Annotated in this window: 23 protein-coding genes; 15 read left to right on the top strand and 8 right to left on the bottom strand. The window is 69.1% G+C overall.

What is annotated here, in order from left to right:
* The first annotated feature begins 3 nt into the window (after window positions 1–3).
* Window positions 4–1,167 carry a cystathionine gamma-synthase gene (locus BRESU_RS07925; protein ID WP_013269020.1) on the top strand — a complete coding sequence of 388 codons (1,164 nt, stop codon included), beginning with the start codon at window positions 4–6 and terminating at the stop codon, window positions 1,165–1,167.
* 43 nt (window positions 1,168–1,210) lie between these two features.
* Here the strand turns inward: BRESU_RS07925 and BRESU_RS07930 are convergent, their stop codons facing one another.
* The 3 genes from BRESU_RS07930 to BRESU_RS07940 form a co-directional block, all read right to left on the bottom strand.
* Window positions 1,211–1,789 (bottom strand): fasciclin domain-containing protein, encoded by a 579-nt coding sequence (locus tag BRESU_RS07930; RefSeq protein ID WP_013269021.1) that lies wholly within the window; start codon window positions 1,787–1,789, stop codon window positions 1,211–1,213.
* Between the two features lie 120 nt (window positions 1,790–1,909).
* Entirely contained in the window at window positions 1,910–2,632 is a 723-nt protein-coding gene (locus BRESU_RS07935) for a TorF family putative porin (protein WP_013269022.1), read from the bottom strand.
* A 10-nt stretch (window positions 2,633–2,642) separates the two neighbouring features.
* Window positions 2,643–3,575 (bottom strand): NAD(P)H-dependent flavin oxidoreductase, encoded by a 933-nt coding sequence (locus BRESU_RS07940; protein WP_013269023.1) that lies wholly within the window; start codon window positions 3,573–3,575, stop codon window positions 2,643–2,645.
* A gap of 224 nt (window positions 3,576–3,799) precedes the next feature.
* Between BRESU_RS07940 and queF the strand changes: the two genes are divergently transcribed.
* The gene (gene queF, locus BRESU_RS07945) at window positions 3,800–4,261 is read left to right on the top strand and encodes a preQ(1) synthase (RefSeq protein ID WP_013269024.1); all 462 of its coding nucleotides are present in this window, start codon (window positions 3,800–3,802) and stop codon (window positions 4,259–4,261) included.
* A 6-nt stretch (window positions 4,262–4,267) separates the two neighbouring features.
* Here the strand turns inward: queF and BRESU_RS07950 are convergent, their stop codons facing one another.
* Window positions 4,268–4,606, bottom strand: a complete 339-nt coding sequence (locus tag BRESU_RS07950) for a GIY-YIG nuclease family protein (protein WP_013269025.1) — start codon at window positions 4,604–4,606, stop codon at window positions 4,268–4,270.
* Window positions 4,607–4,688: 82 nt separating this feature from the next.
* Between BRESU_RS07950 and BRESU_RS07955 the strand changes: the two genes are divergently transcribed.
* The 4 genes from BRESU_RS07955 to BRESU_RS07970 all read left to right on the top strand — a co-directional run bounded on the left by BRESU_RS07955 (window position 4,689) and on the right by BRESU_RS07970 (window position 8,424).
* Entirely contained in the window at window positions 4,689–5,210 is a 522-nt protein-coding gene (locus tag BRESU_RS07955) for a DUF2239 family protein (protein ID WP_245528618.1), read from the top strand.
* Between the two features lie 328 nt (window positions 5,211–5,538).
* Window positions 5,539–6,759, top strand: a complete 1,221-nt coding sequence (locus tag BRESU_RS07960) for an RtcB family protein (RefSeq protein WP_013269027.1) — start codon at window positions 5,539–5,541, stop codon at window positions 6,757–6,759.
* A gap of 94 nt (window positions 6,760–6,853) precedes the next feature.
* On the top strand, window positions 6,854–7,711 hold the full coding sequence (locus tag BRESU_RS07965; protein ID WP_013269028.1) for a DUF817 domain-containing protein: 858 nt from the start codon (window positions 6,854–6,856) through the stop codon (window positions 7,709–7,711).
* A complete protein-coding gene (locus tag BRESU_RS07970) occupies window positions 7,708–8,424 on the top strand; it encodes a class I SAM-dependent methyltransferase (RefSeq protein WP_013269029.1) in 717 nt (238 codons plus the stop codon). The genes BRESU_RS07965 and BRESU_RS07970 overlap by 4 nt, the downstream gene beginning before the upstream one ends.
* Here the strand turns inward: BRESU_RS07970 and BRESU_RS07975 are convergent.
* On the bottom strand, window positions 8,421–9,029 hold the full coding sequence (locus tag BRESU_RS07975) for a nitroreductase family protein (RefSeq protein WP_013269030.1): 609 nt from the start codon (window positions 9,027–9,029) through the stop codon (window positions 8,421–8,423). The genes BRESU_RS07970 and BRESU_RS07975 overlap by 4 nt on opposite strands.
* A gap of 46 nt (window positions 9,030–9,075) precedes the next feature.
* On the opposite strand from BRESU_RS07975, the gene BRESU_RS07980 reads away from it, so the two are divergent.
* The 3 genes from BRESU_RS07980 (at window position 9,076) to BRESU_RS07990 (ending at window position 10,862) form a co-directional block, all read left to right on the top strand.
* The gene (locus BRESU_RS07980; RefSeq protein WP_013269031.1) at window positions 9,076–9,723 is read left to right on the top strand and encodes an NUDIX domain-containing protein; all 648 of its coding nucleotides are present in this window, start codon (window positions 9,076–9,078) and stop codon (window positions 9,721–9,723) included.
* Between the two features lie 33 nt (window positions 9,724–9,756).
* Entirely contained in the window at window positions 9,757–10,578 is an 822-nt protein-coding gene (gene cysE, locus BRESU_RS07985) for a serine O-acetyltransferase (protein WP_013269032.1), read from the top strand.
* Between the two features lie 86 nt (window positions 10,579–10,664).
* A complete protein-coding gene (locus BRESU_RS07990; protein ID WP_425358225.1) occupies window positions 10,665–10,862 on the top strand; it encodes a DUF3126 family protein in 198 nt (65 codons plus the stop codon).
* Window positions 10,863–10,935: 73 nt separating this feature from the next.
* Here BRESU_RS07990 and BRESU_RS17545 read toward each other — a convergent pair whose 3' ends face one another.
* On the bottom strand, window positions 10,936–11,421 hold the full coding sequence (locus BRESU_RS17545; RefSeq protein WP_169308014.1) for a hypothetical protein: 486 nt from the start codon (window positions 11,419–11,421) through the stop codon (window positions 10,936–10,938).
* Between the two features lie 255 nt (window positions 11,422–11,676).
* Here BRESU_RS17545 and BRESU_RS08000 point away from each other — a divergent pair, with 255 nt between their 5' ends.
* The 4 genes from BRESU_RS08000 to BRESU_RS08015 all read left to right on the top strand — a co-directional run bounded on the left by BRESU_RS08000 (window position 11,677) and on the right by BRESU_RS08015 (window position 16,005).
* Entirely contained in the window at window positions 11,677–12,546 is an 870-nt protein-coding gene (locus BRESU_RS08000) for a 50S ribosomal protein L11 methyltransferase (RefSeq protein WP_013269035.1), read from the top strand.
* Between the two features lie 54 nt (window positions 12,547–12,600).
* On the top strand, window positions 12,601–13,089 hold the full coding sequence (locus BRESU_RS08005) for a hypothetical protein (RefSeq protein WP_013269036.1): 489 nt from the start codon (window positions 12,601–12,603) through the stop codon (window positions 13,087–13,089).
* Between the two features lie 51 nt (window positions 13,090–13,140).
* Complete coding sequence (locus tag BRESU_RS08010) at window positions 13,141–14,952, top strand: aminopeptidase P family protein (protein WP_013269037.1); 1,812 nt, start codon at window positions 13,141–13,143, stop codon at window positions 14,950–14,952.
* Window positions 14,953–15,015: 63 nt separating this feature from the next.
* Window positions 15,016–16,005, top strand: a complete 990-nt coding sequence (locus tag BRESU_RS08015) for an aldo/keto reductase (RefSeq protein ID WP_013269038.1) — start codon at window positions 15,016–15,018, stop codon at window positions 16,003–16,005.
* Between the two features lie 103 nt (window positions 16,006–16,108).
* On the opposite strand, the gene BRESU_RS08020 is transcribed toward BRESU_RS08015, so the two are convergent.
* Complete coding sequence (locus BRESU_RS08020; RefSeq protein ID WP_013269039.1) at window positions 16,109–16,534, bottom strand: DUF2147 domain-containing protein; 426 nt, start codon at window positions 16,532–16,534, stop codon at window positions 16,109–16,111.
* 65 nt (window positions 16,535–16,599) lie between these two features.
* Complete coding sequence (gene ligA / locus BRESU_RS08025; RefSeq protein ID WP_041761449.1) at window positions 16,600–18,918, bottom strand: NAD-dependent DNA ligase LigA; 2,319 nt, start codon at window positions 18,916–18,918, stop codon at window positions 16,600–16,602.
* A gap of 112 nt (window positions 18,919–19,030) precedes the next feature.
* On the opposite strand from ligA, the gene BRESU_RS08030 reads away from it, so the two are divergent.
* Entirely contained in the window at window positions 19,031–19,996 is a 966-nt protein-coding gene (locus tag BRESU_RS08030; protein WP_013269041.1) for a M20/M25/M40 family metallo-hydrolase, read from the top strand.
* Between the two features lie 84 nt (window positions 19,997–20,080).
* Window positions 20,081–20,710, top strand: a complete 630-nt coding sequence (locus tag BRESU_RS08035) for a methyltransferase family protein (RefSeq protein ID WP_013269042.1) — start codon at window positions 20,081–20,083, stop codon at window positions 20,708–20,710.
* The last annotated feature ends 15 nt before the right edge of the window (window positions 20,711–20,725 follow it).

Here is a 20,725-nt window from a genome sequence, read left to right on the forward strand (position 1 = left end):
ACCATGGCCGACTTGAAGAACAGCCAGGGGTTCTCGACCCGCGCCATCCATGCCGGGCAGCGGCCGGACCCGACCACCGGGGCGGTGATGACGCCGATCTACGCCACCTCGACCTATGCCCAGGAAAGCCCGGGGGTGAACAAGGGCTATGAGTACGCCCGCGGCAAGAACCCGACGCGCGAGGCGTTCGAGGCCTGTATCGCCGACCTCGAAGGCGGCGTTCAGGGCTTCGGCTTCGCCTCCGGCATGGCGGCGACCTCGACGGCGCTGGAGCTGCTGGACGCCGGATCGCATATCGTCACCGGCGACGACCTGTACGGCGGGTCCTGGCGGCTGTTCGAGCGCGTGCGTCGGCGGTCGATGGGGCTGGACTTCGCCTATGTGGACCTGAGCGATCCGGCGGTGGTCGAGGCGGCGATCACGCCGAAGACGAAGATGCTGTGGGTCGAGACCCCGACCAATCCGCTGATGAAGCTGGCCGACATCGCGGCCCTGTCGAAGGTCGCCAAGGCGCACGGGCTGCTGCTGGTGGTCGACAACACCTTCGCCACGCCCTGGAGCCAGCGGCCGCTGTCGCTCGGGGCCGACATCGTCATGCATTCGGCGACCAAATACCTGAACGGCCACTCCGACATCATCGGCGGCGTCCTGGTGGCCGGGAGCGCCGAGATCGCCAAGGAGATCAAGTTCCTGCAGAACTCGGTCGGCGGGGTGATGGGGCCGTTCGACGCCTTCCTGGCCAACCGGGGTCTGAAGACGCTGGGCCTGCGGATGAAGGCGCACAACGAAAACGCCCTGGCGGTCGCGCGCTGGCTGGAGGAGCGCAAGGGCGTGACCAGGGTCATCTATCCTGGCCTGATCAGTCATCCGCAGCACGAGCTGGCGACCCACCAGATGAACGGTCGCTACGGCGGCATGGTCACGGTGATCCTCGACGGCGACCTGTCGCGGACGAAACAGGTGCTGGAGCGGGTGCAGGTGTTCACGCTGGCGGAGTCGCTTGGGGGCGTGGAGAGCCTGGTCAATCATCCGGCGATCATGACCCACGCCTCCGTCCCCAGGGAGGTGCGCGAGGCGGGCGGGGTGACGGACAATCTGATCCGGCTGTCGGTCGGCGTCGAGGACATCGACGACCTGATCGGGGATCTGGATCAGGCGCTGGGGTAAGCGAAGACGGAGGGGGCGAACCCCCTCCGCAAACGGTCGGTGACTACTCCGGGATGGAGACCGCGTCGGTGACGTGGATCACGCCGTTCGACTGCAGCACGTCGGCCTGGGTCACGCGGGCGGTGCCGCCCTTCTCGTCGGTCAGGACGACGGTCGAGCCGTCCAGGCTGGCGGTCAGGGTGTCGCCCGAGACGGTGGTGATCGCGGCCGATCCGCCGCCCTGTTCGATCAGGCCGATGACGTCGGCGGCGGTCACGCGGCCGGCGACGACGTGATAGGTCAGGATCTTGGTGAGGGTCGCCTTGTTCTCGGGACGGACCAGGGTCTCGACCGTGCCGGCGGGCAGGGCGGCGAAGGCTTCGTCGGTCGGCGCGAAGACGGTGAAGGGGCCGGGGCCCGACAGGGTCTCGACCAGGCCGGCGGCGGTGACCGCGGCGACCAGCGTCGTGTGGATCGGCGAGTTCACGGCGTTCTCGACGATGGTCTTGTTGGCGTACATCGGCGCGCCGCCGACGGTGACGGTCTGGCTGTGCGCGCCGCCATGGTGATCGGCGAAGGCGGCCGGAGCAGCGGCCAGCAGAGCGGCGGCCGATACGGCACCGGCGAGGAAGGTGAGCTTCATGGGAGGTCTCCTGTGAGAGCCGCCTCGTGGCGACCGGCCCAGTAACGACGAGACCGCCGTTCCGGATGCGCCGCGAACGGCCGCGCGGCGAGGGGCCGCACGTGTCGCACCCGCTGAATCCTAGAAGGCGATCAGGACGGACGCGACGAGCGCGTCCTCGTACTGGCGGCCCTCGTCTTCGGCGTCGGTGCCATGCCAGCGCAGGTCGAGGTCGGTCGTGCCGGTCAGTTCATAGGTCACCCCGGCGTTCCAGCCGGTGTAGTCCGGGGCCCCGTCCTGCTCGCGCCGGCCGAGGGTGGCGCTGGCCTGCAGGCCCTCGGTCACGGGCCAGCGCAGGCGGGTCTCGACCCAGGTCGTGGTGCCCGTCGACCCCAGGCCGTCGGGCGAATGCTCGACCCGCAGACGGGTGTCGACGGGACCGAATTCGCGCATCACGTCGAACTGGTATTCCCAGGCGTCGTCGTCCTGCCCCGGATCCGCCCCGACCCGCCATTTGCGCGAGACGGAGGTGTCGAACTCGAGGCCGACGGCCGCGAACTGCCACCCGGCCTCCAGTTCCGTCTCGACCCGGGAGCCGGAGGAATCGATGGTCTCGAACTCGGCGTCGGCATAGAAGCCGCTGGCGGCGTTCCACTGGACCTCGCCGAAGACATAGGGATCGCCGTCGGTCTTGGAGGCCCCCTTGGAGCGGTTGTCGGTCCCGGCCCCCGTCTCGAACGACCAGTGGGAGGCCCGGTCGGGGCTCCAGCGGGCGTTGTCGCGGTCCTGGGCGAGGGCCTCGGCGGGACCGAAGGCCACAAGGATCAGGGCGGGGGCGAGCGCGGCGAGACGGGAGCGGGTCATGCGCTCCAGTCTAGGCGACGCCGACCTTGTTGGTGAACTGGGCTGTTGCATCGGCGTACTCAGCCCGCAAACGCCCGATCAGTTCCGCCGCAGGAACCACATCGTGAACAGCCCCCGCGCCCTGGCCCGCGGACCAGACCGTCTTCCAGGCCTTGGCCTCGTCGCCCATGTCCAGCTTGTGCTCGGGCAGGTGTTTGGGGTCGATGCCGTTGGCCTCCAGCGACTTGATCATGAAGTTGGCCGGGATGCCGGACACGGCCGGGGTGTGGACGATGTCGGTCGCGCCGGACTCGATGATCATGTCCTTGTAGGCGTCCGGCGCGATGGCCTCGGTCGTGTTGATGAAGCGGGTGCCCATATAGGCGAAGTCGGCCCCCAGCATCAGCGCCGCCGCCACGTCCTGTCCGTTCGACAGACAGCCGGACAGGATGATGGTGCCCTTGAAGAACTCGCGCACCTCGTTGACCAGGGCGAAGGGGTTGATGATGCCGGCGTGGCCGCCCGCGCCGTTGGCGACCAGGATCAGGCCGTCGACGCCGCTCTCGGCCGCCTTGCGGGCATGGCGGACATTGGCGATGTCGTGGAAGACGACGCCGCCATAGCCGTGGACCGCGTCGACGACGTCGCGCACGGCCCCCAGCGAGGTGATGATCAGCGGCACCTGATGCTCGACCGAGACCATCATGTCCGCCATCAGCCGGGGATTGGTCGGGTGGACGATGTGGTTGACGCCGAAGGCCGCCGCATCGGGGTTCAGACGGGATTTGATCTCGACCAGCCACTCCCGATAGCCCTCGGTCGTGCGGGCATTCAGCGACGGGAAGGTGCCGATGATGCCGTTGTTGCAGCATTCCACCACGAGGTCCGGTCCCGAGACCAGGAACATCGGGGCCTCGATGACCGGCAGTTTCAGACCCTTCTGCAGGGAGACGGGGATGGCCATGGCGTTCGCTCCGTTTTGTTTGGCTACGCTTAACCGGGTGTCGCGGGGGAAGGCAAATCCGGCGTCGAGGCGGTCTGAAAAAACACCGTCCGACCCGTTCGACCCGTCCGACCTGTTCGCCCTGACGTCGGGGGCCGAGCCGGGGAGAAGGACGGACCCTACCACGCACCGACGACAGAATCGGACGCATCGACGCGAAACGGGCTTGGCGTTAGAGAAGCGCCATGACCACCGACACCTCAGGCCTCTCCCAACTGGGCCAGCACACCGTCCAGCCCACCACGCCCGAGACGGCGGTTCTGGAGCGCGTGCCCAACCCGCATCCCGACACCCTGTATCTGGCCCGGTTCACCGCGCCGGAGTTCACCAGCCTGTGCCCGGTGACGAGCCAGCCCGACTTCGCCCACATCGTCATCGACTATGCGCCCGGCGACTGGCTCGTCGAATCCAAGTCGCTCAAGATGTACCTGACGGCCTTCCGCAACCACGGCGCCTTCCACGAGGACTGCACCGTCGCCATCGGCAAGCGGATCGCCGACCTGCTGAGCCCCCGCTGGCTGCGCATCGGCGGCTACTGGTACCCGCGCGGCGGTATCCCAATCGACGTCTTCTGGCAGACGGGCGCGCCGCCCGAGGGCCTGTGGCTGCCCGACCAGGGCGTGCCGACGTATCGCGGGCGAGGGTAGGCGTCTTCAAAGCAGCTTTCGCGCGTCCAACCGGGCCGTCCACAGGGCTGCGCGGGATTTGAGCTCGGTGTCGCGGGCGAGGGCGGAGGTGTCCTCGGGCAGGCGGTCCAGTTGTTCGAAGCGGAACGCGTCCTCGCCATGTTCGGCCCAGGCGGCCTGAAGCGAGGGGGTGCGACCGCTGCCGAGGCGGAGCGAGAACCACAGTCCGTTCTGCTGGGTGTCGATATGGCGGCTGGCCCCCACCCAGACCTCGCCGGTCGCGCCGCAGATGACGGCGAAGACGCCGGCGATGGTCTTGCGGTCCTTGTACGCTGCGATGAGGGCCTTGCGGTCGGGGCGGGTCATGACATTTCCTTTTTGCCCGGGTAATATAGCCGGATAGTTTTACCCGGGTAAATATATGATCGATGCAGCGGGACGCTTTTTCGTGTTCGAAGGCTCCCGCCTGTTGGCGCGGGGCGACTGGGCGCAGGCCAGCGCAGCGGCCTGGCGCGCCATCGACGGTGGGGCGCCGGACGGCGTCCTGGTGTTCGACGCGGACACCGGCCGGGTGGCCGATCTGGACCCGCGCGATGCGATCGTCGCGGACACGGTCGCGGTCGCCCCGCCGAAACGGGGGCGGCCCAGGCTCGGTGTCGTCGCGCGCGAGGTGACGCTGCTGCCGCGCCACTGGGACTGGCTGAATACCCAGCCGGGGGGCGCGTCGGTGGCCTTGCGGCGTCTGGTCGAAACCGCGCGACGCGACGGGGCGGATGAGGGCCGAAGCCGGTCCGCGCGCGAGGCGGCCTATCGGTTCATGCAGGCGATGGCGGGCGACATGCCCGGGTTCGAGGAGGCGTCGCGCGCCCTGTTCGCCGGGGATCGGGATCGGCTGAACCAGGAGATGGAGGACTGGCCGGCGGACGTGCGCGACCACACAATGCGGTATCTGGACGCCGACCACGCCTGAGCCGGTTGTCGCGCAGGCGTATCGACAGTCGAGCGGCATCGGCACAAACCGGCTGGATTTACGTCGGCCGCTCCTCTATGGGACGCCTCCCGAAGACGAGCGAACCATGTTCCTGAAAGTCGCCACCTCGTATCTGCCCATGAACTTCGACCGCCAGCCGGTCGAGGGCAATGGCGCGTGCGCGGAGGCGGTGTAGGGACGAACGGTCGAAAGACTTCGGTTTTCCAGCAACCCCTCCCGCCACCGGCCGGAGGGGTTTCTTGTATCCGCAAGCGACATCTCCGCTGCCGGTCCGTGAGGATCACAGACAGAAAAGGAGGCATCCGCCATGCGTGGCCATGACGTGATCGAAAACCCGGACCATGTGCCGATCAAGGCCTGGACCCGGGGGGTGCCCATCGAGGATGCGGCGCTGAAACAGCTGAAGAACGTGGCCTCGCTGCCGTTCATCCACAAACACGTCGCGGTCATGCCCGACGTGCACTGGGGCATGGGTGCGACCGTGGGGTCGGTGATCCCGACCGTGGGGGCCATCATCCCGGCCGCCGTGGGCGTGGACATCGGCTGCGGCATGATGGCGGTGCGGACCTCGATCCGCGCCGAACACCTGCCGGACGACCTGTCGGCCATCCGCTCCGCCATCGAGGCGGCCGTTCCGCACGGCCGGACCGACAACGGCGGGCGCAACGACAAGGGTGCCTGGGCCGGCGAGCCGCCGGCTTCGGCCGTGACCCGCTGGGCGGACCTGAAGGCCGGCTACGACGCCGTGGTCGAGGCCCACCCCAAGGCGGCGCACCCGCGCGGCTTCGGCCACCTGGGGACGCTGGGCACCGGCAACCACTTCATCGAGCTCTGTCTCGACGAGGCGGGGGACGTGTGGGTGATGCTGCACTCCGGCTCGCGGGGCGTGGGCAACCGGTTCGGGACCTACTTCATCGAACGGGCCAAGCACGAGATGCGCCGGTGGCACATCAACCTGCCGGACCAGGACCTGGCCTATTTCCCCGAGGGGACGGACGGCTTCATCCACTATGTCCGGGCGGTGTCGTGGGCGCAGAAATACGCGCGCGCCAACCGCGAGGTGATGATGGACTCGGTGCTGGGCGTGCTGAAGGCCTTCTGGCCGGATCTGGAGACGACGCAGGAAGCGGTGAACTGCCACCACAACTACGTCTCGAAGGAGCGTCATTTCGGCAAGGACGTGTTCCTGACCCGCAAGGGCGCGGTGTCGGCCAAGCTGGATGAGCTGGGCATCATCCCCGGCTCGATGGGGGCGAAATCCTTCATCGTGCGCGGCAAGGGCAATGCGGACTCGTTCTGCACCTGCTCGCACGGCGCCGGTCGGGCGATGAGCCGGACCGAGGCCAAGCGGCGCTTCACGGTCGAGGACCACGTCCGCGCGACCGAAGGCGTCGAATGCCGCAAGGACGCCGAGGTGATCGACGAAACGCCGATGGCCTACAAGGACATCGACGCGGTCATCGCGGCCCAGACCGACCTGATCGAGGTCGTGCACACCCTGCGTCAGGTGGTGTGCGTCAAGGGATGACGGGAGCCGGTTTCGCAGCGATGCGGGGCCGGCTTTCGTCGTTCTGACAAGGCGCGGTCTTGGCGAACGGTGCCTTCCCTGCCTAGGCTCGGCCGTGCACCGATCCGATCGCCTTCCCTGGGAATCCTGGGGCCGCCGCAAGCTCGACGCGCTGCAGGTCGTGGCCGACCGCGCGGCGTGGAGCCGGTTGGGCTTCACCTTCCTGATGTTCGGGATCAAACAGGCCTATGCCTGTCTGTTCGGCGGCGCGATGCTGGGACTGATCCTGGTGACCTTCCTGCTGTGGCCGGACGATGCGCCGGTCTCGCGCTACGATTTTCTCGTCGTCGGGGCGGTCCTGATCCAGGCGGCGATGCTGGGTCTGAAGCTGGAGAGCTGGGCCGAGGCGCGGGTGATCCTGCTGTTCCACATCGCCGGGACCATCATGGAGCTGTTCAAGACAGCGCACGGGTCGTGGGTCTATCCGGAGGACTCGGTGCTGCGGATCGGGGCCGTGCCGCTGTTCTCGGGGTTCATGTATGCGGCCGTCGGCAGCTATATCGCGCGGGTGCAGCGGATCTTCCATATCCGGGTGCGGGGCTATCCGCCGGTGTGGACGACCTGGGTCCTGGCGGCCGCGATCTATGTCAATTTCTTCGCCCATCACTGGCTGCCGGACATCCGGACCGGATTGTTCGTGGCCACGGCCCTGCTGTTCGGGCGAGGGTGGTTCTGGTTCACGGCGAACCGCACGCGGCTGAAGATGCCCCTGCTGCTCGGCTATCTGCTGGTGGCCCTGTTCATCTGGTTCGCCGAAAATCTGGGGACCCTGGGGCGGGCCTGGGCCTATCCGGGACAGCAGGCGGGGTGGGAGATGGTGTCGGTGTCCAAGCTGGGGAGCTGGTTCCTGCTGATGATCATCTCGGTGGTGATGGTGTCGCTGGTGCACCGGCCGGAGGAGGAGCCGCGATGAGCGACGGATGGGAGGCCTCCGCCGACGCCTGGGTCGCCTCCCAGGGGGACGAGGGCGACTTCGGGCGACGCTGGGTCATGGACGCGCCGATGCTGGAGCGGGTCCGGATGAGGCCTTATGCCCGGGCGCTGGACGTCGGCTGCGGCGAGGGCCGGTTCTGCCGGATGCTGAGCGCGGAGGGGGTGGCGGCGGTCGGCATCGACCCCACGGCGGCCCTGATCGATCATGCGCGCCGGCTGCATCCCGGCGGCGACTACCGCGTCGAGGCGGCCGAGGCCCTGGGGTTCGGGGACGGCACCTTCGATCTGGTGGTCAGCTATCTGTCGCTGATCGACATTCCGGATGTGCGGGCCGCGATCGCGGAGATGGCGCGGGTGCTGGCCCCCGGCGGCCGGCTGCTGATCGCCAATCTGGCGGCCTACAACTCCGCCGCCGATGCCCATGAGCTGGGGTGGGTCACCCTGCCGGACGGGCGGCGGGCCCATGCCATGGATCATTATCTGGACGAGACGGTCGGCTGGATCGCCTGGAAGGGCATTCGCATCCAGAACTGGCACCGGCCGCTCGGCACCTACATGACGCTGCTGCTGGAGCAGGGGCTGACCCTGACGCACTTCGCCGAGCCACGCGCGAACCCGGCGGGCGATCCGGTGCGCGCGGCGCACTACGACCGCGCTCCCTGGTTCATGCTGATGGAGTGGGCGAAAGCCTAGGGCAGGGTGGTGGTCAGGGCCGAGACGTCGGGGCGTTCGCGCTCCAGGGGCGGTTCGGCCACGGTGCCGATGTGGACGAAGCCGGCGACCTTTTCGCCCTCGCGGACGCCGAACAGGGCCAGGGCGTCGGGGTCGTAGCTGTACCAGTCCGTGATCCAGCTGGACGAGAAGCCCAGCGCATCGGCGGCGTGCTCCAGGTTCATGCACACGGCGCCGGCCGACAGTTCCTGTTCCCAGACGGGCTTGGAGGCGGGGGCGGCGGTCGAGATGACGAGGACGGTGGTCGGGGCGGCGGTCAGCTTGGCCAGGACGGCGGTCGCCTTGCCGGGCAGGCCCTGCTCGACGGCCATGACCGCCAGGCGTTCGGCGAGGTCGGCGCGGGTCTGGCGTCCCAGGACGACGAAGCGCCAGGGAAACAGCTTGCCATGGTCGGGCGTGCGGGCCGCCAGGGTCAGAAGGGTGTCGATGTCGCCGTCCGAGGGGCCGGGGTCCATCAGGGCCTGGGCCGGGGCGGACCGGCGGGTCGCCAGCCGGTGCAGCATGTCCGGCGACCGGGTGGGCAGGGGCAGGGGCGTGCCGAGAGCGGCGGAAGGGGGCAGGGCCATGGCTTCCAACTAGGCGACGTCATGCTTTCGCGCCATAGCTGGGGCCATGGACGATCAGGATCCCTTCGGCGAGGACCGCCCCGTTCCGGCCTGGGCCGAGGGGCTGCCGACGCCCGTGCCGTGGCAGGATCGGGGGCACGACGTCGTCTATGAAACGCCCTGGATGAAGGTGACGCAGCACGACGCGGTGGCCCCGACCGGGCGGGCGGCGCGCTATGGCGTGTTGCGATTCAAGAACCTGGCGACCGGGGTCCTGCCGGTCCACGCGGACGGGACCGTCACCCTGGTGGGTCAGGCGCGCTTCGCCCGGGGCAACTATTCGTGGGAGATGCCCGAGGGCGGGGCCCCGTTCGATGAGGACCCGCTGCAGGGCGCGATGCGCGAGCTGGCCGAGGAGGCCGGGCTGAAGGCCGGGGCGTGGAAGCGGGCGCTGGCCATCGAGGTCTCGAACTCGATCACCGACGAGATCGGCCTGACCTGGATCGCATGGGATCTGACGCCCGTGCCGCTCGACCCCGACCCGACCGAGGTGATCGCCGTGGTGCGGGTGCCGTTCACCCAGCTGCTGCACGAGATCGAGCGCGGCGCGGTGCTGGACGGGTTCACGGTGGCGACGGCCTACCGGGCCTACCATATGGCGCGGGAAGGGCAGCTGCCGGGCTGGCTGGCGCACGCCATGCTTACAAGATCGTGAGGGCGCGGGTATGATGATCGAATGGAGCCGGTGATGCACAAGCTGGAAGTGGTCGCCTCGCAGGACGGCATCTGGAGCCAGTTGCGGGCGTCGGCCGAGGAGGCCGCGCGCAGCGAACCTCACCTGGGGTCGCTGATGAACGCGACCATCCTGTCCCATATCGATCTGGCCAATGCCCTGAGCTTCCAGATCGCGCGCAAGATCGGCGACGCCGAACTGGCCCCGATGAGCGTGCGCGAGGTCTGCGCCTTCGCCTTCTGGTCGGACCCCTCGATCGTCGCCTCGGCCGAGGCGGACCTGCAGGCCGTGGCTGAGCGGGATCCGGCGATCAAGTCGCTGCTGCAGCCGTTCCTCTATTTCAAGGGCTTCCAAGCCCTGCAGGCCTGGCGGGTGGCGCACTGGCTGTGGGGTCAGGGACGCGAGACCCTGGCCTTCCACTTCCAGAGCCGGATCTCGGAGCTGTTCCAGCTGGACATCCATCCGGGGGCGAAAATCGGGTCCGGCATCTTCCTCGATCACGGCACGGGCATCGTCATTGGCGAGACGGCGGTGATCGGCGACGAGGTGTCGATGCTGCACGGGGTGACCCTGGGCGGGACCGGGGCCGAACGCGGCGACCGTCACCCCAAGATCGGCAAGGGCGTCCTGCTGGGGGCCGGGGCCAAGGTGCTGGGCAATATCGTGGTCGGCGACTACGCCAAGGTGGCCTCGGGGTCGGTGGTGCTGAAGCCGGTGCCGGCGGGCTGCACCGTGGCCGGGGTCCCCGCGCGTCTGGTCAACTGCCCGACCGATGCGACGCCCGCCCGGACCATGGATCATACCCTGGCCGACATCGTTTATGACTTCGTGATCTGACGGCCGGGGTTTCCTTCGCAGGCTCGCGTCTCTAGGGTCCGCCGCTCATTTCCAGACCATCGAGGCCCGCCGTGAACACCGCAGACATGAAGCGCATCGAGACCCACCTGAAGCGCACATTCAATACGGGCGGGATCGTCGTGAAGCCCCGGCCCAAGGTGACCGATTCCGCCGAGGTCTATGTCGGTGACGAGTTCATCGGCGTCGTGTTCGACGACGAGGACGAGGACGGCAGCTTCATGTTCGAGATGGCCATCCTGGCCGAGGACCTGCCCGCCGACTGATCGGCCCGCCATCCACCAGACATGAAAACGCCGGGCAGCATGTGCTGCCCGGCGTTTCGCATTTCAGACCCGATCAGCGCTTGCCGAAGATCGCGTCGGCCAGGGTGTCGAAGAAGCCCTTCTTCTTTTCCGGGGCCTTGGGCGCGGGCGGCGTCACCGGTGCCGAAGCGGTCGGCGCGGGGGTCACGGCAGGCTTGGCTGCAGGCGCGGGAGCGGGCGTGGGAGCCGTGGCCGGTTTGGCGGCGGCGGCGGCCGTCGAGGGCGCGGGCTTGGCGGCGGCGGGTTTGGACGCAGCGGCCTTGGGCGCGGTGGTCTTCGGAGCCGGAGTCTTTGCAGCGGTCTTGGGGGCAGCCTTGGCGGCCGGCGCTTTCACGGGGGCCTTGGCGGCGGGCTTGGTGGCGGCCTTGGGGGCGGGAGCCGAGGCCTTCGGGGCCGGAGCCTTCGCAGCCGGCTTGGCGGCGGGCGCCTTGGCGGCGGGGGCCTTGGCCGCGGGAGCCTTCGCCGCCGGTGCCTTTGCTGCGGCCTTCGGTGCCGGAGCCTTCGCCGCGGCGGTCTTCACTGCGGGCGCCTTGGCCGGTTTTGCGGCGGTCGTCTTGACCGGAGCGGTTGCCTTTGCAGCGGTAGCGGTCTTCGCGGCGCTCGACTTCGGCGCCGGTTTAGGCTTGGAAGCGGCGGTCGCTTTCGGCGACGCAGTAGACGGTGACTTGGCCATGTATTCCCCGACCCCTCGGTTAGAACAATCGCGTCAGGAACGGGAGCGCCCAAACGCCTGTCTGGTTGTAACGATTCGCAATGATACCGGCGTTTGAGCACCATGTCCTATAATCCCGTTCAAATCATCGCCCACGGCTCGCGCGTCGCTTGCGAAGCGGCGGCCGAGGACATCGACACCGACGTCATGCTGGAAGGCGCGACCTATTCCATCCTGGAAGAGGACGAGGACCGGGACGTCTGGCGCATCGACGCCTTCCCCACTTCCGAGGCCGAGGCCGACGGTCTGGTGGCGCGGCTGGCCCTGCACACCGGTGTGACGGTCAAGGTCGAGACCCTGGCGGACGCCGACTGGCTGGCCATGTCGCTGTCGGGGCTGCCGCCGGTGCGGGCCGGCCGGTTCTTCGTCTACGGGGCGCACGACCAGGGGCGGGTGCCGCCCAATGCCGTGAACCTGAAGATCGACGCCGGCGCGGCGTTCGGGACAGGACACCACGGCACGACAGTCGGCTGTCTGGTCGCCTATGACGAGCTGCTGAAGCGCGAGCGGTTCGAGAAGGTGCTGGACGTCGGTTGCGGCACGGGCGTGCTGGCCATCGCGGCCGCCCGCACCGGCGCGGCCCTGGCCGTCGGGACCGATATCGATGCGCCCTCGGTGCGGATCGCCAACGAGAACGCGAAGCTGAACCAGGCCCATGCCCGGTTCGTCCATGCGTCCGGCCTGAACGACGTCAAGGTCCGGGCGGGTGCGCCCTACGATCTAGTGTTCGCCAACATCCTGGCCCCGCCCCTGGTCGCCCTGTCGCAGGACATCAAGATGAGCCTGCGCATCGGCGGGGTGGCCATCCTGTCGGGCCTGCTGCGCACGCAGGAGCGGCGGGTGTCGGCCGCCTATCTGTCGCGCGGGTTCCGGCTGGAGCGCCGCATCCACCGGGATGCCTGGAGCGCCCTGGTCCTGCGCCGGATGGGCTGAGGCGGAACCGCGACAATGCGCCGCCGTTACGCTGGCTCAATGGAGGGACTTCCCGTGAGCCAGTACGACCCCGACCCGAACCGCATTCCGCCCGAGCGGATCGTGGTGAGCGAGCCCGTCTATACGGAGACCGTCGTGGTGCGCCGCGAGTCCAGCACCGGCTGGTGGATCGCGGGCGGTCTGGCCGCCGTCGTCCTGATCGCCGTCTTCTGGATCCTGGCCAATCGCGGCACGACCGACGAGACGCAGGCGCAGCTGGCCCAGGCGCAGGCCGACGCCGCCGCCGCCCAGGCCCAGGCCGATCAGGCCGTTCTGCAAAACCAGATCAACGGCGCGCAGCAGAGCGTCGACATGGCGCGGATGGATGCCGCCCGCGCCCAGGCCGAGGCCATCCGCGCGACCAACGAGGCCCGGGCCGAACAGGCCCGCGCCGCCAGCCAGCCGCCCGTCATCATCGAGCGCCGCGTCGAAGTGCCCGTGTCTACGCCGGCCCCGTCGTCGCCCGACGTCGCCACCGTGACCCCGACCTCGCCCCAGCCCTGACGCCGACGCGCCCTCTTTCCCGGATGGGGGAGGGGGCGCTATGCGTGCGGCATGCGCCAGACCTTCGACGAAACCACCGATCCGTCCTTCGGAGCGGAACACCTTCCGCTCGTGCGCGCCGCGATGGCGCGTCAGGGGCTGGACGGGTTTCTGGTCCCGCACGAGGACGAGCATCAGAACGAATACCTGCCGGCGGCCAACGACCGGCTGGCCTGGGTGACCGGCTTCACCGGCTCGGCGGGCGCGGGCGTGGTCCTGAAGGACCGGGCGGCGGTGTTCGCGGACGGTCGGTACACCGTTCAGGTCCGCGCCCAGGTCGATGCGGGGCAGTTCGAGATCCTCGACCTCGTCGAGGGTGGGGTGCCGGCCTATCTGGAGAAGATCCCCGACGGCATGGTGATCGGATACGATCCTCGCCTGCACAGTCCCGATGCCCTCGCACGGCTGAAGCGCGCCTCGGCCAAAGCCGGTGCCACGCTGAAGCCCGTGGACCACAACCCGGTCGACGTCGCATGGGCCGAGGCGAGACCGGCCCAGCCGACGGCTCCCGTCGTGCCGCATGAGGATCGCTATGCGGGCGAGAGCAGCGCGTCCAAGCGCGCCCGGATCGGCGCGGCGATCGCCGAGGCCGGGGCCGAGGCCTGCGTCCTCACCGCCCCCTCGTCGATCGCCTGGCTGTTCAATGTGCGGGGTGGGGACGTAATCCGGTCGCCGCTGCCGCTCGCCCAGGCCATCGTGGCGGCCAATGGCACGGCGATGCTGTTCCTCGATCCCGCCAAGGTCACCAACGAATTGCCCGGCTGGCTGGGCGACGACGTGACCCTGATGAACCCCGGCGAGCTGCCGCAGGCGCTGGAAGGCATGAAGGGCGTGCGTGTCCTGATCGATCCGGCCCAGTCATCGGCCTGGTATTTCGACCGGCTGGCCCTGGTCGGAGCCACGGTGGTCAAGGGGATGGATCCCTGCGCCCTGCCGCGCGCGGCCAAGAACCCGGTCGAGATCGAGGGATCGCGTCAGGCCCACATCCGCGACGGCGCGGCGCTCGCCCGGTTTCTGCACTGGGTCGACACGGTCGCCCAGGTCGAGCTGCCCGACGAACGCCAGGTGGTCGAGGCGCTGGAGCGGTTTCGCGAGGAAACCGGGGCGCTGAAGGACCTCAGCTTCGACACCATCGCCGGGGTCGGGCCCAATGCGGCCCTGCCGCACTACAAGCCGGTGACGCGCACGATCCGCAGGATGGAGACGGGCTCGCTGCTGCTGGTGGACGGCGGCGGCCAGTATCTGGACGGCACGACCGACGTCACCCGGACCATGGCCATCGGCGAGCCCTCGGCCGATCAGCGGCGCATGTTCACCCTGGTGCTGAAGGGCCATATCGCCATGGCGACGGTGCGCTTTCCGGCGGGCACGACGGGCCACCAGCTGGACGCTCTGGCCCGCCTGCCGATGTGGATGGCGGGGCTGGACTACGACCACGGGACCGGCCACGGCGTGGGGAGCTATCTGGGGGTCCACGAAGGGCCGCAGAGGATCGCCAAGGCGGTGAACAGCCAGCCCCTGCTGACCGGCATGATCCTGTCGAACGAGCCCGGCTACTATCGCGAGGGCCACTGGGGCATCCGGATCGAGACCCTGCAGGTGGTCACGCCGCCCGAGGCCGTTCCGGGCGGCGAGCGGCCGATGCACGGGTTCGAACAGCTGACCTTCGCGCCGCTGGACCGGCGGCTGATCGACGTCGCCCTGCTGACGGCGGACGAGCGGGCCTATGTCGATGCCTATCATGCGGAGACGCTGGCGAAGGTGGGGCCGCTGCTGGACGGTGTGGTTCTGGCCTGGCTGGAGCGGCAGTGCGCGCCGCTCTGAGGGGGTTGCGGATCGGGGGGTGAGACCCGACCTTTCGGCCTCAACAACCCCGGAGCATGCCCCATGAAGACCCGTCGTCTTGGACCGAACGGTCCCGAGGTTTCGTCCGTGGGCCTGGGCTGCATGGGGATGAGCGCCTTCTACGGCGCGCCCTCCGACGAGGCGACCGCGACGGGCGTGCTGCACCGGGCGCTGGAGCTGGGTGTCACCCTGTTCGACACGGCCGAGATGTACGGCCCCTATACGAACGAGGAACTGCTGGGCCGGGCCTTCGCGGGCCGGCGCGACCGCATCTTCCTCGCGACAAAGTTCGGCATCGGCTACAATGCGGAGCGCACGGCGCTGAAGGTCGACGGCTCGCCCGCCAATGTGCGCCGCGCGATCGAGGGCAGCCTGAAGCGGCTGAACACCGACCACGTCGATCTCTACTATCTGCACCGCGTCGATCCGGACACGCCGATCGAGGAGACGGTGGGCGCGATGGCCGAACTGGTCACCGAGGGCAAGGTCCGGTTCCTGGGGCTGTCCGAGGCCGCGCCGGAGACCCTGCGCAAGGCGCATGCGACCCATCCGATCACGGCCCTGCAAACCGAATACTCGCTGTGGTCGCGCGAACCCGAGGACGGGATCCTTCAAACCTGCGAGGAGCTGGGCATCGGCTTCGTGCCCTACAGCCCTCTGGGTCGCGGCTTCCTGTCGGGGGACATCCAGTCGATCGACGACCTGGAGGAGGGCGATTTCCGCCGGACCAATCCCCGCTTCATGGGCGAGAACTTCCAGAAGAACATCGACCTGGTGAAGGCGGTGACGGCGATCGCCACGGACAAGGGCGTGACGGCCGCGCAGCTGGCCCTCGCCTGGGTGCTGGCGCAGGGGGAGCATCTGGTGCCGATCCCCGGGACGCGGCGCGTGACGACGCTGGAGGACAATGTCGCCTCGGCCGAGGTGGCGCTGACGGCCGGGGATCTGGCCCGCATCGAAGCGGTCTTCCCCAAGGATGCCGCCGCCGGCGAACGCTATGCGGCCGCCGGCCGGGCCGCGCTGAACCGCTAGAGCTTGATCGTTTGAGGAGGACCCACTGCGTGGGTCCGCCGAAAGCGTGAATCAAGCTCTGGCTGACCTCCTGGTCCGCGCGGCCGACGGAGCCGACCTGGACCTAGCGCACGCGGGTCCAGGTCTGGTTGCGGCACAGGGGCGCGACCACGCAGCCGCGCAGGTTCAGGGTGTTGGGGTTGGTCAGGGTGATGGTGCCGCGATAGGTGCGGCCGTCCTCGGGATTGTAGACCTGACCGCCGCGCCATTCGGTCGGCCCGCCCGTGAAGCCGCTCAGCAGCTGGACGTTGCGGATCGTGCGGGTCCGCAGGGCGCGGTTGGAGTTGTTCTCGTCCAGCAGGCCGGGGTTGCTGCGGATATTGTTGGACGTCACCAGGGTCCCGCACAGCGCCTGGCCGCAGCGGGCGATCCGGACCTGGCCGCCGTTGGTCGGGGTCTGCCACAGGCCGGTCGGGTCGGTGCTCTGGGCCATGGCGGGGGCGGCGAGCGTGGACATCGCGAGCGCGGCGAGGGCGAGGGGACGGATCATTCTGGGTACTCCGGATACTGGTGCAGGCAGGTTGGACGCGGATCAGGCGGTTTTCGTGGCGCAGGTCAACCGCCGATCAGCGCCAGCCATTCGTCCTCGGTCAGGACGGCGACGCCGTGCTTCTGCGCGTCGGCCAGTTTCGACCCCGCGCCGGGGCCGGCGACGAGGTAGTCGGTCTTCTTCGACACCGAACCGGAGACCTTGGCCCCCAGGCTTTCGGCCCGGGCCTTGGCCTCGTCGCGGGTGAACCGCTCCAGCGCGCCGGTGAAGACCACGGTCTTACCCGTGACGGCGGTGTCGGACTTGGGGCGTTCGGCATCCTGGACGGTGGTCAGTTCCGCCAGCAGGGCGGCGACGACGGCCTGGTTGTGCGGCTCATGGAAGAAGTCGGCGACCGCGCGGGCGGCGACGGGCCCGACGCCGGCGATGCCCGCGATCTCGCCCAGCGTCATCGACGGGCCGTCCTCGCGCGCGATCCGGGCCAGTTCGACGATGCCCGCCCAGTCGACTGCGAGCGGACCCAGCGCGCGGCGTGCGGGGGCGGCGATGCCGGGGAAGGCGAGGGCCAGCTTCTGGTCGATCGGAGCCTCGGGCCAGGGATCGGCGGGCGAAAGGGTGGCGGCCGCCATGACCGACAGGGTGCGGGGCGAAACGCCATGGCCCTCGGCCAGCTGCGTCCATTCCGGCGAGGGGATGCCCGACGCGGCCTCCATCGCCGCGGCGTGGAAGCTGGCCCAGTCGCCGAAATGGCGGGCAAGCAGGAGGGAGGTCTGGTCGCCGATGTCGCGGATGCCGAGGCCGAAGATCAGCCGTTCGAGGCTGATGACGCGGCGCGCGTCGATGCCCGCGACCAGGTTGCGCACGCTCGTCTCGCCATAGCCGTCCTCGGCGCGCAGGGCGTCCAGCTTGTCGGCGTCCCGGGCCAGGCGGAAGATGTCGGCGGGCTCGTGGATCCAGCCGCGGTCGTGGAAGGCGCTGAGCTGTTTCTCGCCCAGCCCCTCGATGTCGAAGGCGCGGCGCGAGACGAAATGCTTCAGCCGCTCGATCAGCTGGGCGCTGCAGATCAGCCCGCCGGTGCAGCGGCGGCGCACGTCGTCGCCCTCGCGCACCGCCTCGGACCCACAGACCGGGCAGTGGGTCGGGAACACATAGGGCAAGGCGTCGGCCGGGCGCTTGTCCAGCACCACGGAGACGATCTGGGGGATGACGTCCCCGGCGCGCTGCAGCACGACGGTGTCGCCGATACGGACGTCCTTGCGCGCGATCTCGTCCTCGTTGTGCAGGGTGGCGTTGCGCACCACCACGCCGCCGACGGTGACGGGGGCGAGGCGGGCGACGGGGGTCAGGGAGCCGGTGCGACCGACCTGGATGTCGATGCCCTCCAGCACCGTGGTCGCCTGCTGGGCCGGGAATTTGTGGGCGATGGCCCAGCGCGGGCTGCGGGAGACGAAGCCGAGGCGGGTCTGCCAGTCCAGCCGGTCGACCTTGTAGACGACGCCGTCGATGTCATAGCCGAGACCCGCGCGGTCGGTCTCCAGACCGCGATAGACGTCGATCAGGCCGTCGGACCCCTCGACCCGGACCGAGCGCGGATTGACCGGAAAGCCCCAGGCCTCGAAGGCCTCAAGCGCGCCGGCCTGGGTCTCCGCGAACGGCTCGGACGTCTCGCCCCAGGCATAGGCGAAGAACCGCAGGGGCCGGGCGGCCGTCACGGTCGGATCGATCTGGCGCAGCGACCCGGCGGCGAAGTTGCGGGGGTTGGCGTAGGTCCGCCGGCCGGCAGCCTCGGCCTCGGCATTGAAGGCGGCGAAGGCGTCGTTGGGGGCATAGACCTCGCCGCGCACCTCGATGCGGGCGGGCCAGCCCTTGCCGTTCAGCCGGTGCGGAATGTCGGCGATGGTCTTCAGATTGGCGGTGATGTCCTCGCCCGCCCGGCCGTCGCCGCGGGTCGCCCCCTGGACCAGGACACCGTCCTCGTAGCGCAGGTTGGCCGACAGGCCGTCGATCTTGGGTTCGGCCGTGAAGGCGACGACCTCGTCCGCCGGGAGGTTCAGGAAGCGCCGGATGCGGGCGACGAAGTCCGTCACGTCGGCGGCCTCGAAGGCATTGTCCAGCGACAGCATGGGTACGCCGTGGCGCACCTCGGTAAACTGGGTCGAGACGGGGGCCCCGACCTTGAGCGACGGCGAATCGGACCGCACCAGCGCCGGAAACCGGGTCTCGATGGCCAGGTTGCGGGCCTTCATCGCGTCGTAGTCGGCGTCCGATACCGTCGGCGCGGCCTCGGCATAGGCGGCGTCGTGCGCGGCCATTTCGGCGGCCAGCCGGGCCAGCTCGGCCTCAGCCTCAACTTCGTTCAGGGATTCGACGGGGGTCAGGGCCATGGCCCGGTTTAGCATCGCCGCGCGGCCTCGCCAGCCCGGCGGGATGACAGGAAGTTAATCTGACGCGCCACCCGCCGACGTCTATGCCGGTGAGGACCTTTCAGGAGACCCCATGTCCCGTTCGTTCCGCTTCCTGGCCCTGACCACCGCCGCCGTCCTGCTGTCGTCCTGCGCCGCCATGACCGACGCGGAGGTGCCGGCCGCAGCCGCACCGGTGGCCGGCACGCCCTCCTACGACCAGCTTCTGGCCGACGTCCGCATCCTGTCGGCCGACGACATGGAGGGACGCGACACCGGAACCGCCGGAGGGGAGCGGGCGCGGGCCTATATCGTCGCGCGGCTGGAATCCCTCGGCATCGCCGCCCCGCCGGTGGGCCGGCTTCAGCCTTGGACCCTGGACGGCCGCACGCGCCAGGGGCCCAAGACCTACAACGGAATCAACATCCTGGGTCTGGTCGAGGGCACGCGGGTGCCGGACCGCTACATCGTCATCACCGCGCACTACGACCACGTGGGGATCAGCGAAGGCCAGATCTACAACGGAGCCGACGACAACGCCTCGGGCGTCGCCACCATGCTGGAGATCGCCGCCCGGCTGAAGGACGCGCCGCCCGAGCACAGCGTGATCTTCGTCGCCTTCGACGGCGAGGAGCACGGCCTGCTGGGGGCCAAGCATTTCGTCCAGGCCCCGCCCGTGCCGCTGTCGTCGATCGCGCTGAACCTGAACTTCGACATGACATCGCGAGCCGAGACCGACGGCCATCTGTGGGTCACCGGCACCTATCAGAACCCGACCTTCCGGCCGATCCTCGAGACCGTTCCCGCGGACGGATCCGTGTCGCTGGCGTTCGGCAAGGACACGCCGCAGGACACGGGCGAGAACAACTGGGTCCAGGCCTCCGACCACGGGCCCTTCTTCACGGCCGGCGTGCCGTTCCTGTACCTGGGCGTCGACTACCACCCCGACTATCACCGCCCGTCGGACGATTTCGAGCGGATCACACCCGCAGTCTTCGCCAGCGCGACGGAACTGTCGGTTTCCGCCTTCCGGGCCCTGGACCGTTCGCTCGACCGGTAGCGCAGGCGATTTTCAGTCGCAAAGATAGCGCTTGCGCGCGGTCACGCTTTGGCGTTCTCGTCCGGAAAGTGACCGGGACGTGACATGACTGTGACGACGACCAACGCCTTCGATCTGCAGCGAATCCAGCTGATCCGGAAGTGGGTTCTCGGAATCGCCCTGCTCGCGGCAGTCGCGCTGGCCTTCGTCTCGTCCTCGCCGTGGGTGGGTGAGCCGCTCTCCGAAGGCATCGAATCGGTCGGCCTGGGGGCCATCGTCATCAGCATCGTCGGTCGGGCTTGGTGCTCGCTCTATATCGGCGGGCGAAAGAAGGCCGAGATCGTCTCGACCGGCCCCTATTCGATCAGCCGTAACCCGCTTTACGTCTTCAGCTATTTCGGGGCCTTCGGCGTCGGGGCCCAGACGGGCAGCTTCAGCATGGGCGTGCTGTTCGTGGTGATCGCCGTGGCGGTGTTCCACTTCACCATCCGCCAGGAGGAGGCCTGGCTGACGGCCGAGTTCGGCGAGCCTTACAAGGCCTATATGGCGCGCACGCCGCGCTGCGGCCCCGCCTTCAGCAAATGGCAGGACAACGCGGAGCTGACCGTGCGGCCCCAGTTCTTCCTGACCACGATCCGCGACGGACTGGTCTTCCTGCTGGCCGTGCCGATCTTCGAGGGCGTCGACTGGGCCCAGGCGCAAGGCTGGCTGCCGGTCCTGATCCATCTGCCCTGAGCGGTCGGTGCGCCG

It is taken from the genome of Brevundimonas subvibrioides ATCC 15264 (assembly GCF_000144605.1).
In the GTDB taxonomy this organism is placed as follows: Bacteria; Pseudomonadota; Alphaproteobacteria; order Caulobacterales; family Caulobacteraceae; genus Brevundimonas; species Brevundimonas subvibrioides.

Excerpts from the sequence above, each read along its gene's own strand:
- BRESU_RS08035 (WP_013269042.1), top strand. The coding sequence starts at position 20,081 with ATGACTGTGACGACGACCAACGCCTTCGATCTGCAGCGAATCCAGCTG.
- BRESU_RS07990 (WP_425358225.1), top strand. The coding sequence starts at position 10,665 with ATGAAGCGCATCGAGACCCACCTGAAGCGCACATTCAATACGGGCGGG.
- BRESU_RS07925 (WP_013269020.1), top strand. The coding sequence starts at position 4 with ATGGCCGACTTGAAGAACAGCCAGGGGTTCTCGACCCGCGCCATCCAT.
- BRESU_RS08015 (WP_013269038.1), top strand. The coding sequence starts at position 15,016 with ATGAAGACCCGTCGTCTTGGACCGAACGGTCCCGAGGTTTCGTCCGTG.
- BRESU_RS08000 (WP_013269035.1), top strand. The coding sequence starts at position 11,677 with ATGTCCTATAATCCCGTTCAAATCATCGCCCACGGCTCGCGCGTCGCT.
- BRESU_RS08020 (WP_013269039.1), bottom strand. The coding sequence starts at position 16,534 with ATGATCCGTCCCCTCGCCCTCGCCGCGCTCGCGATGTCCACGCTCGCC.
- BRESU_RS08010 (WP_013269037.1), top strand. The coding sequence starts at position 13,141 with ATGCGCCAGACCTTCGACGAAACCACCGATCCGTCCTTCGGAGCGGAA.
- BRESU_RS07930 (WP_013269021.1), bottom strand. The coding sequence starts at position 1,789 with ATGAAGCTCACCTTCCTCGCCGGTGCCGTATCGGCCGCCGCTCTGCTG.
- BRESU_RS07940 (WP_013269023.1), bottom strand. The coding sequence starts at position 3,575 with ATGGCCATCCCCGTCTCCCTGCAGAAGGGTCTGAAACTGCCGGTCATC.
- BRESU_RS07950 (WP_013269025.1), bottom strand. The coding sequence starts at position 4,606 with ATGACCCGCCCCGACCGCAAGGCCCTCATCGCAGCGTACAAGGACCGC.
- BRESU_RS07980 (WP_013269031.1), top strand. The coding sequence starts at position 9,076 with ATGGACGATCAGGATCCCTTCGGCGAGGACCGCCCCGTTCCGGCCTGG.
- ligA (WP_041761449.1), bottom strand. The coding sequence starts at position 18,918 with ATGGCCCTGACCCCCGTCGAATCCCTGAACGAAGTTGAGGCTGAGGCC.
- BRESU_RS07970 (WP_013269029.1), top strand. The coding sequence starts at position 7,708 with ATGAGCGACGGATGGGAGGCCTCCGCCGACGCCTGGGTCGCCTCCCAG.
- BRESU_RS08030 (WP_013269041.1), top strand. The coding sequence starts at position 19,031 with ATGTCCCGTTCGTTCCGCTTCCTGGCCCTGACCACCGCCGCCGTCCTG.
- BRESU_RS07960 (WP_013269027.1), top strand. The coding sequence starts at position 5,539 with ATGCGTGGCCATGACGTGATCGAAAACCCGGACCATGTGCCGATCAAG.
- BRESU_RS07935 (WP_013269022.1), bottom strand. The coding sequence starts at position 2,632 with ATGACCCGCTCCCGTCTCGCCGCGCTCGCCCCCGCCCTGATCCTTGTG.
- BRESU_RS07975 (WP_013269030.1), bottom strand. The coding sequence starts at position 9,029 with ATGGCCCTGCCCCCTTCCGCCGCTCTCGGCACGCCCCTGCCCCTGCCC.
- queF (WP_013269024.1), top strand. The coding sequence starts at position 3,800 with ATGACCACCGACACCTCAGGCCTCTCCCAACTGGGCCAGCACACCGTC.
- cysE (WP_013269032.1), top strand. The coding sequence starts at position 9,757 with ATGCACAAGCTGGAAGTGGTCGCCTCGCAGGACGGCATCTGGAGCCAG.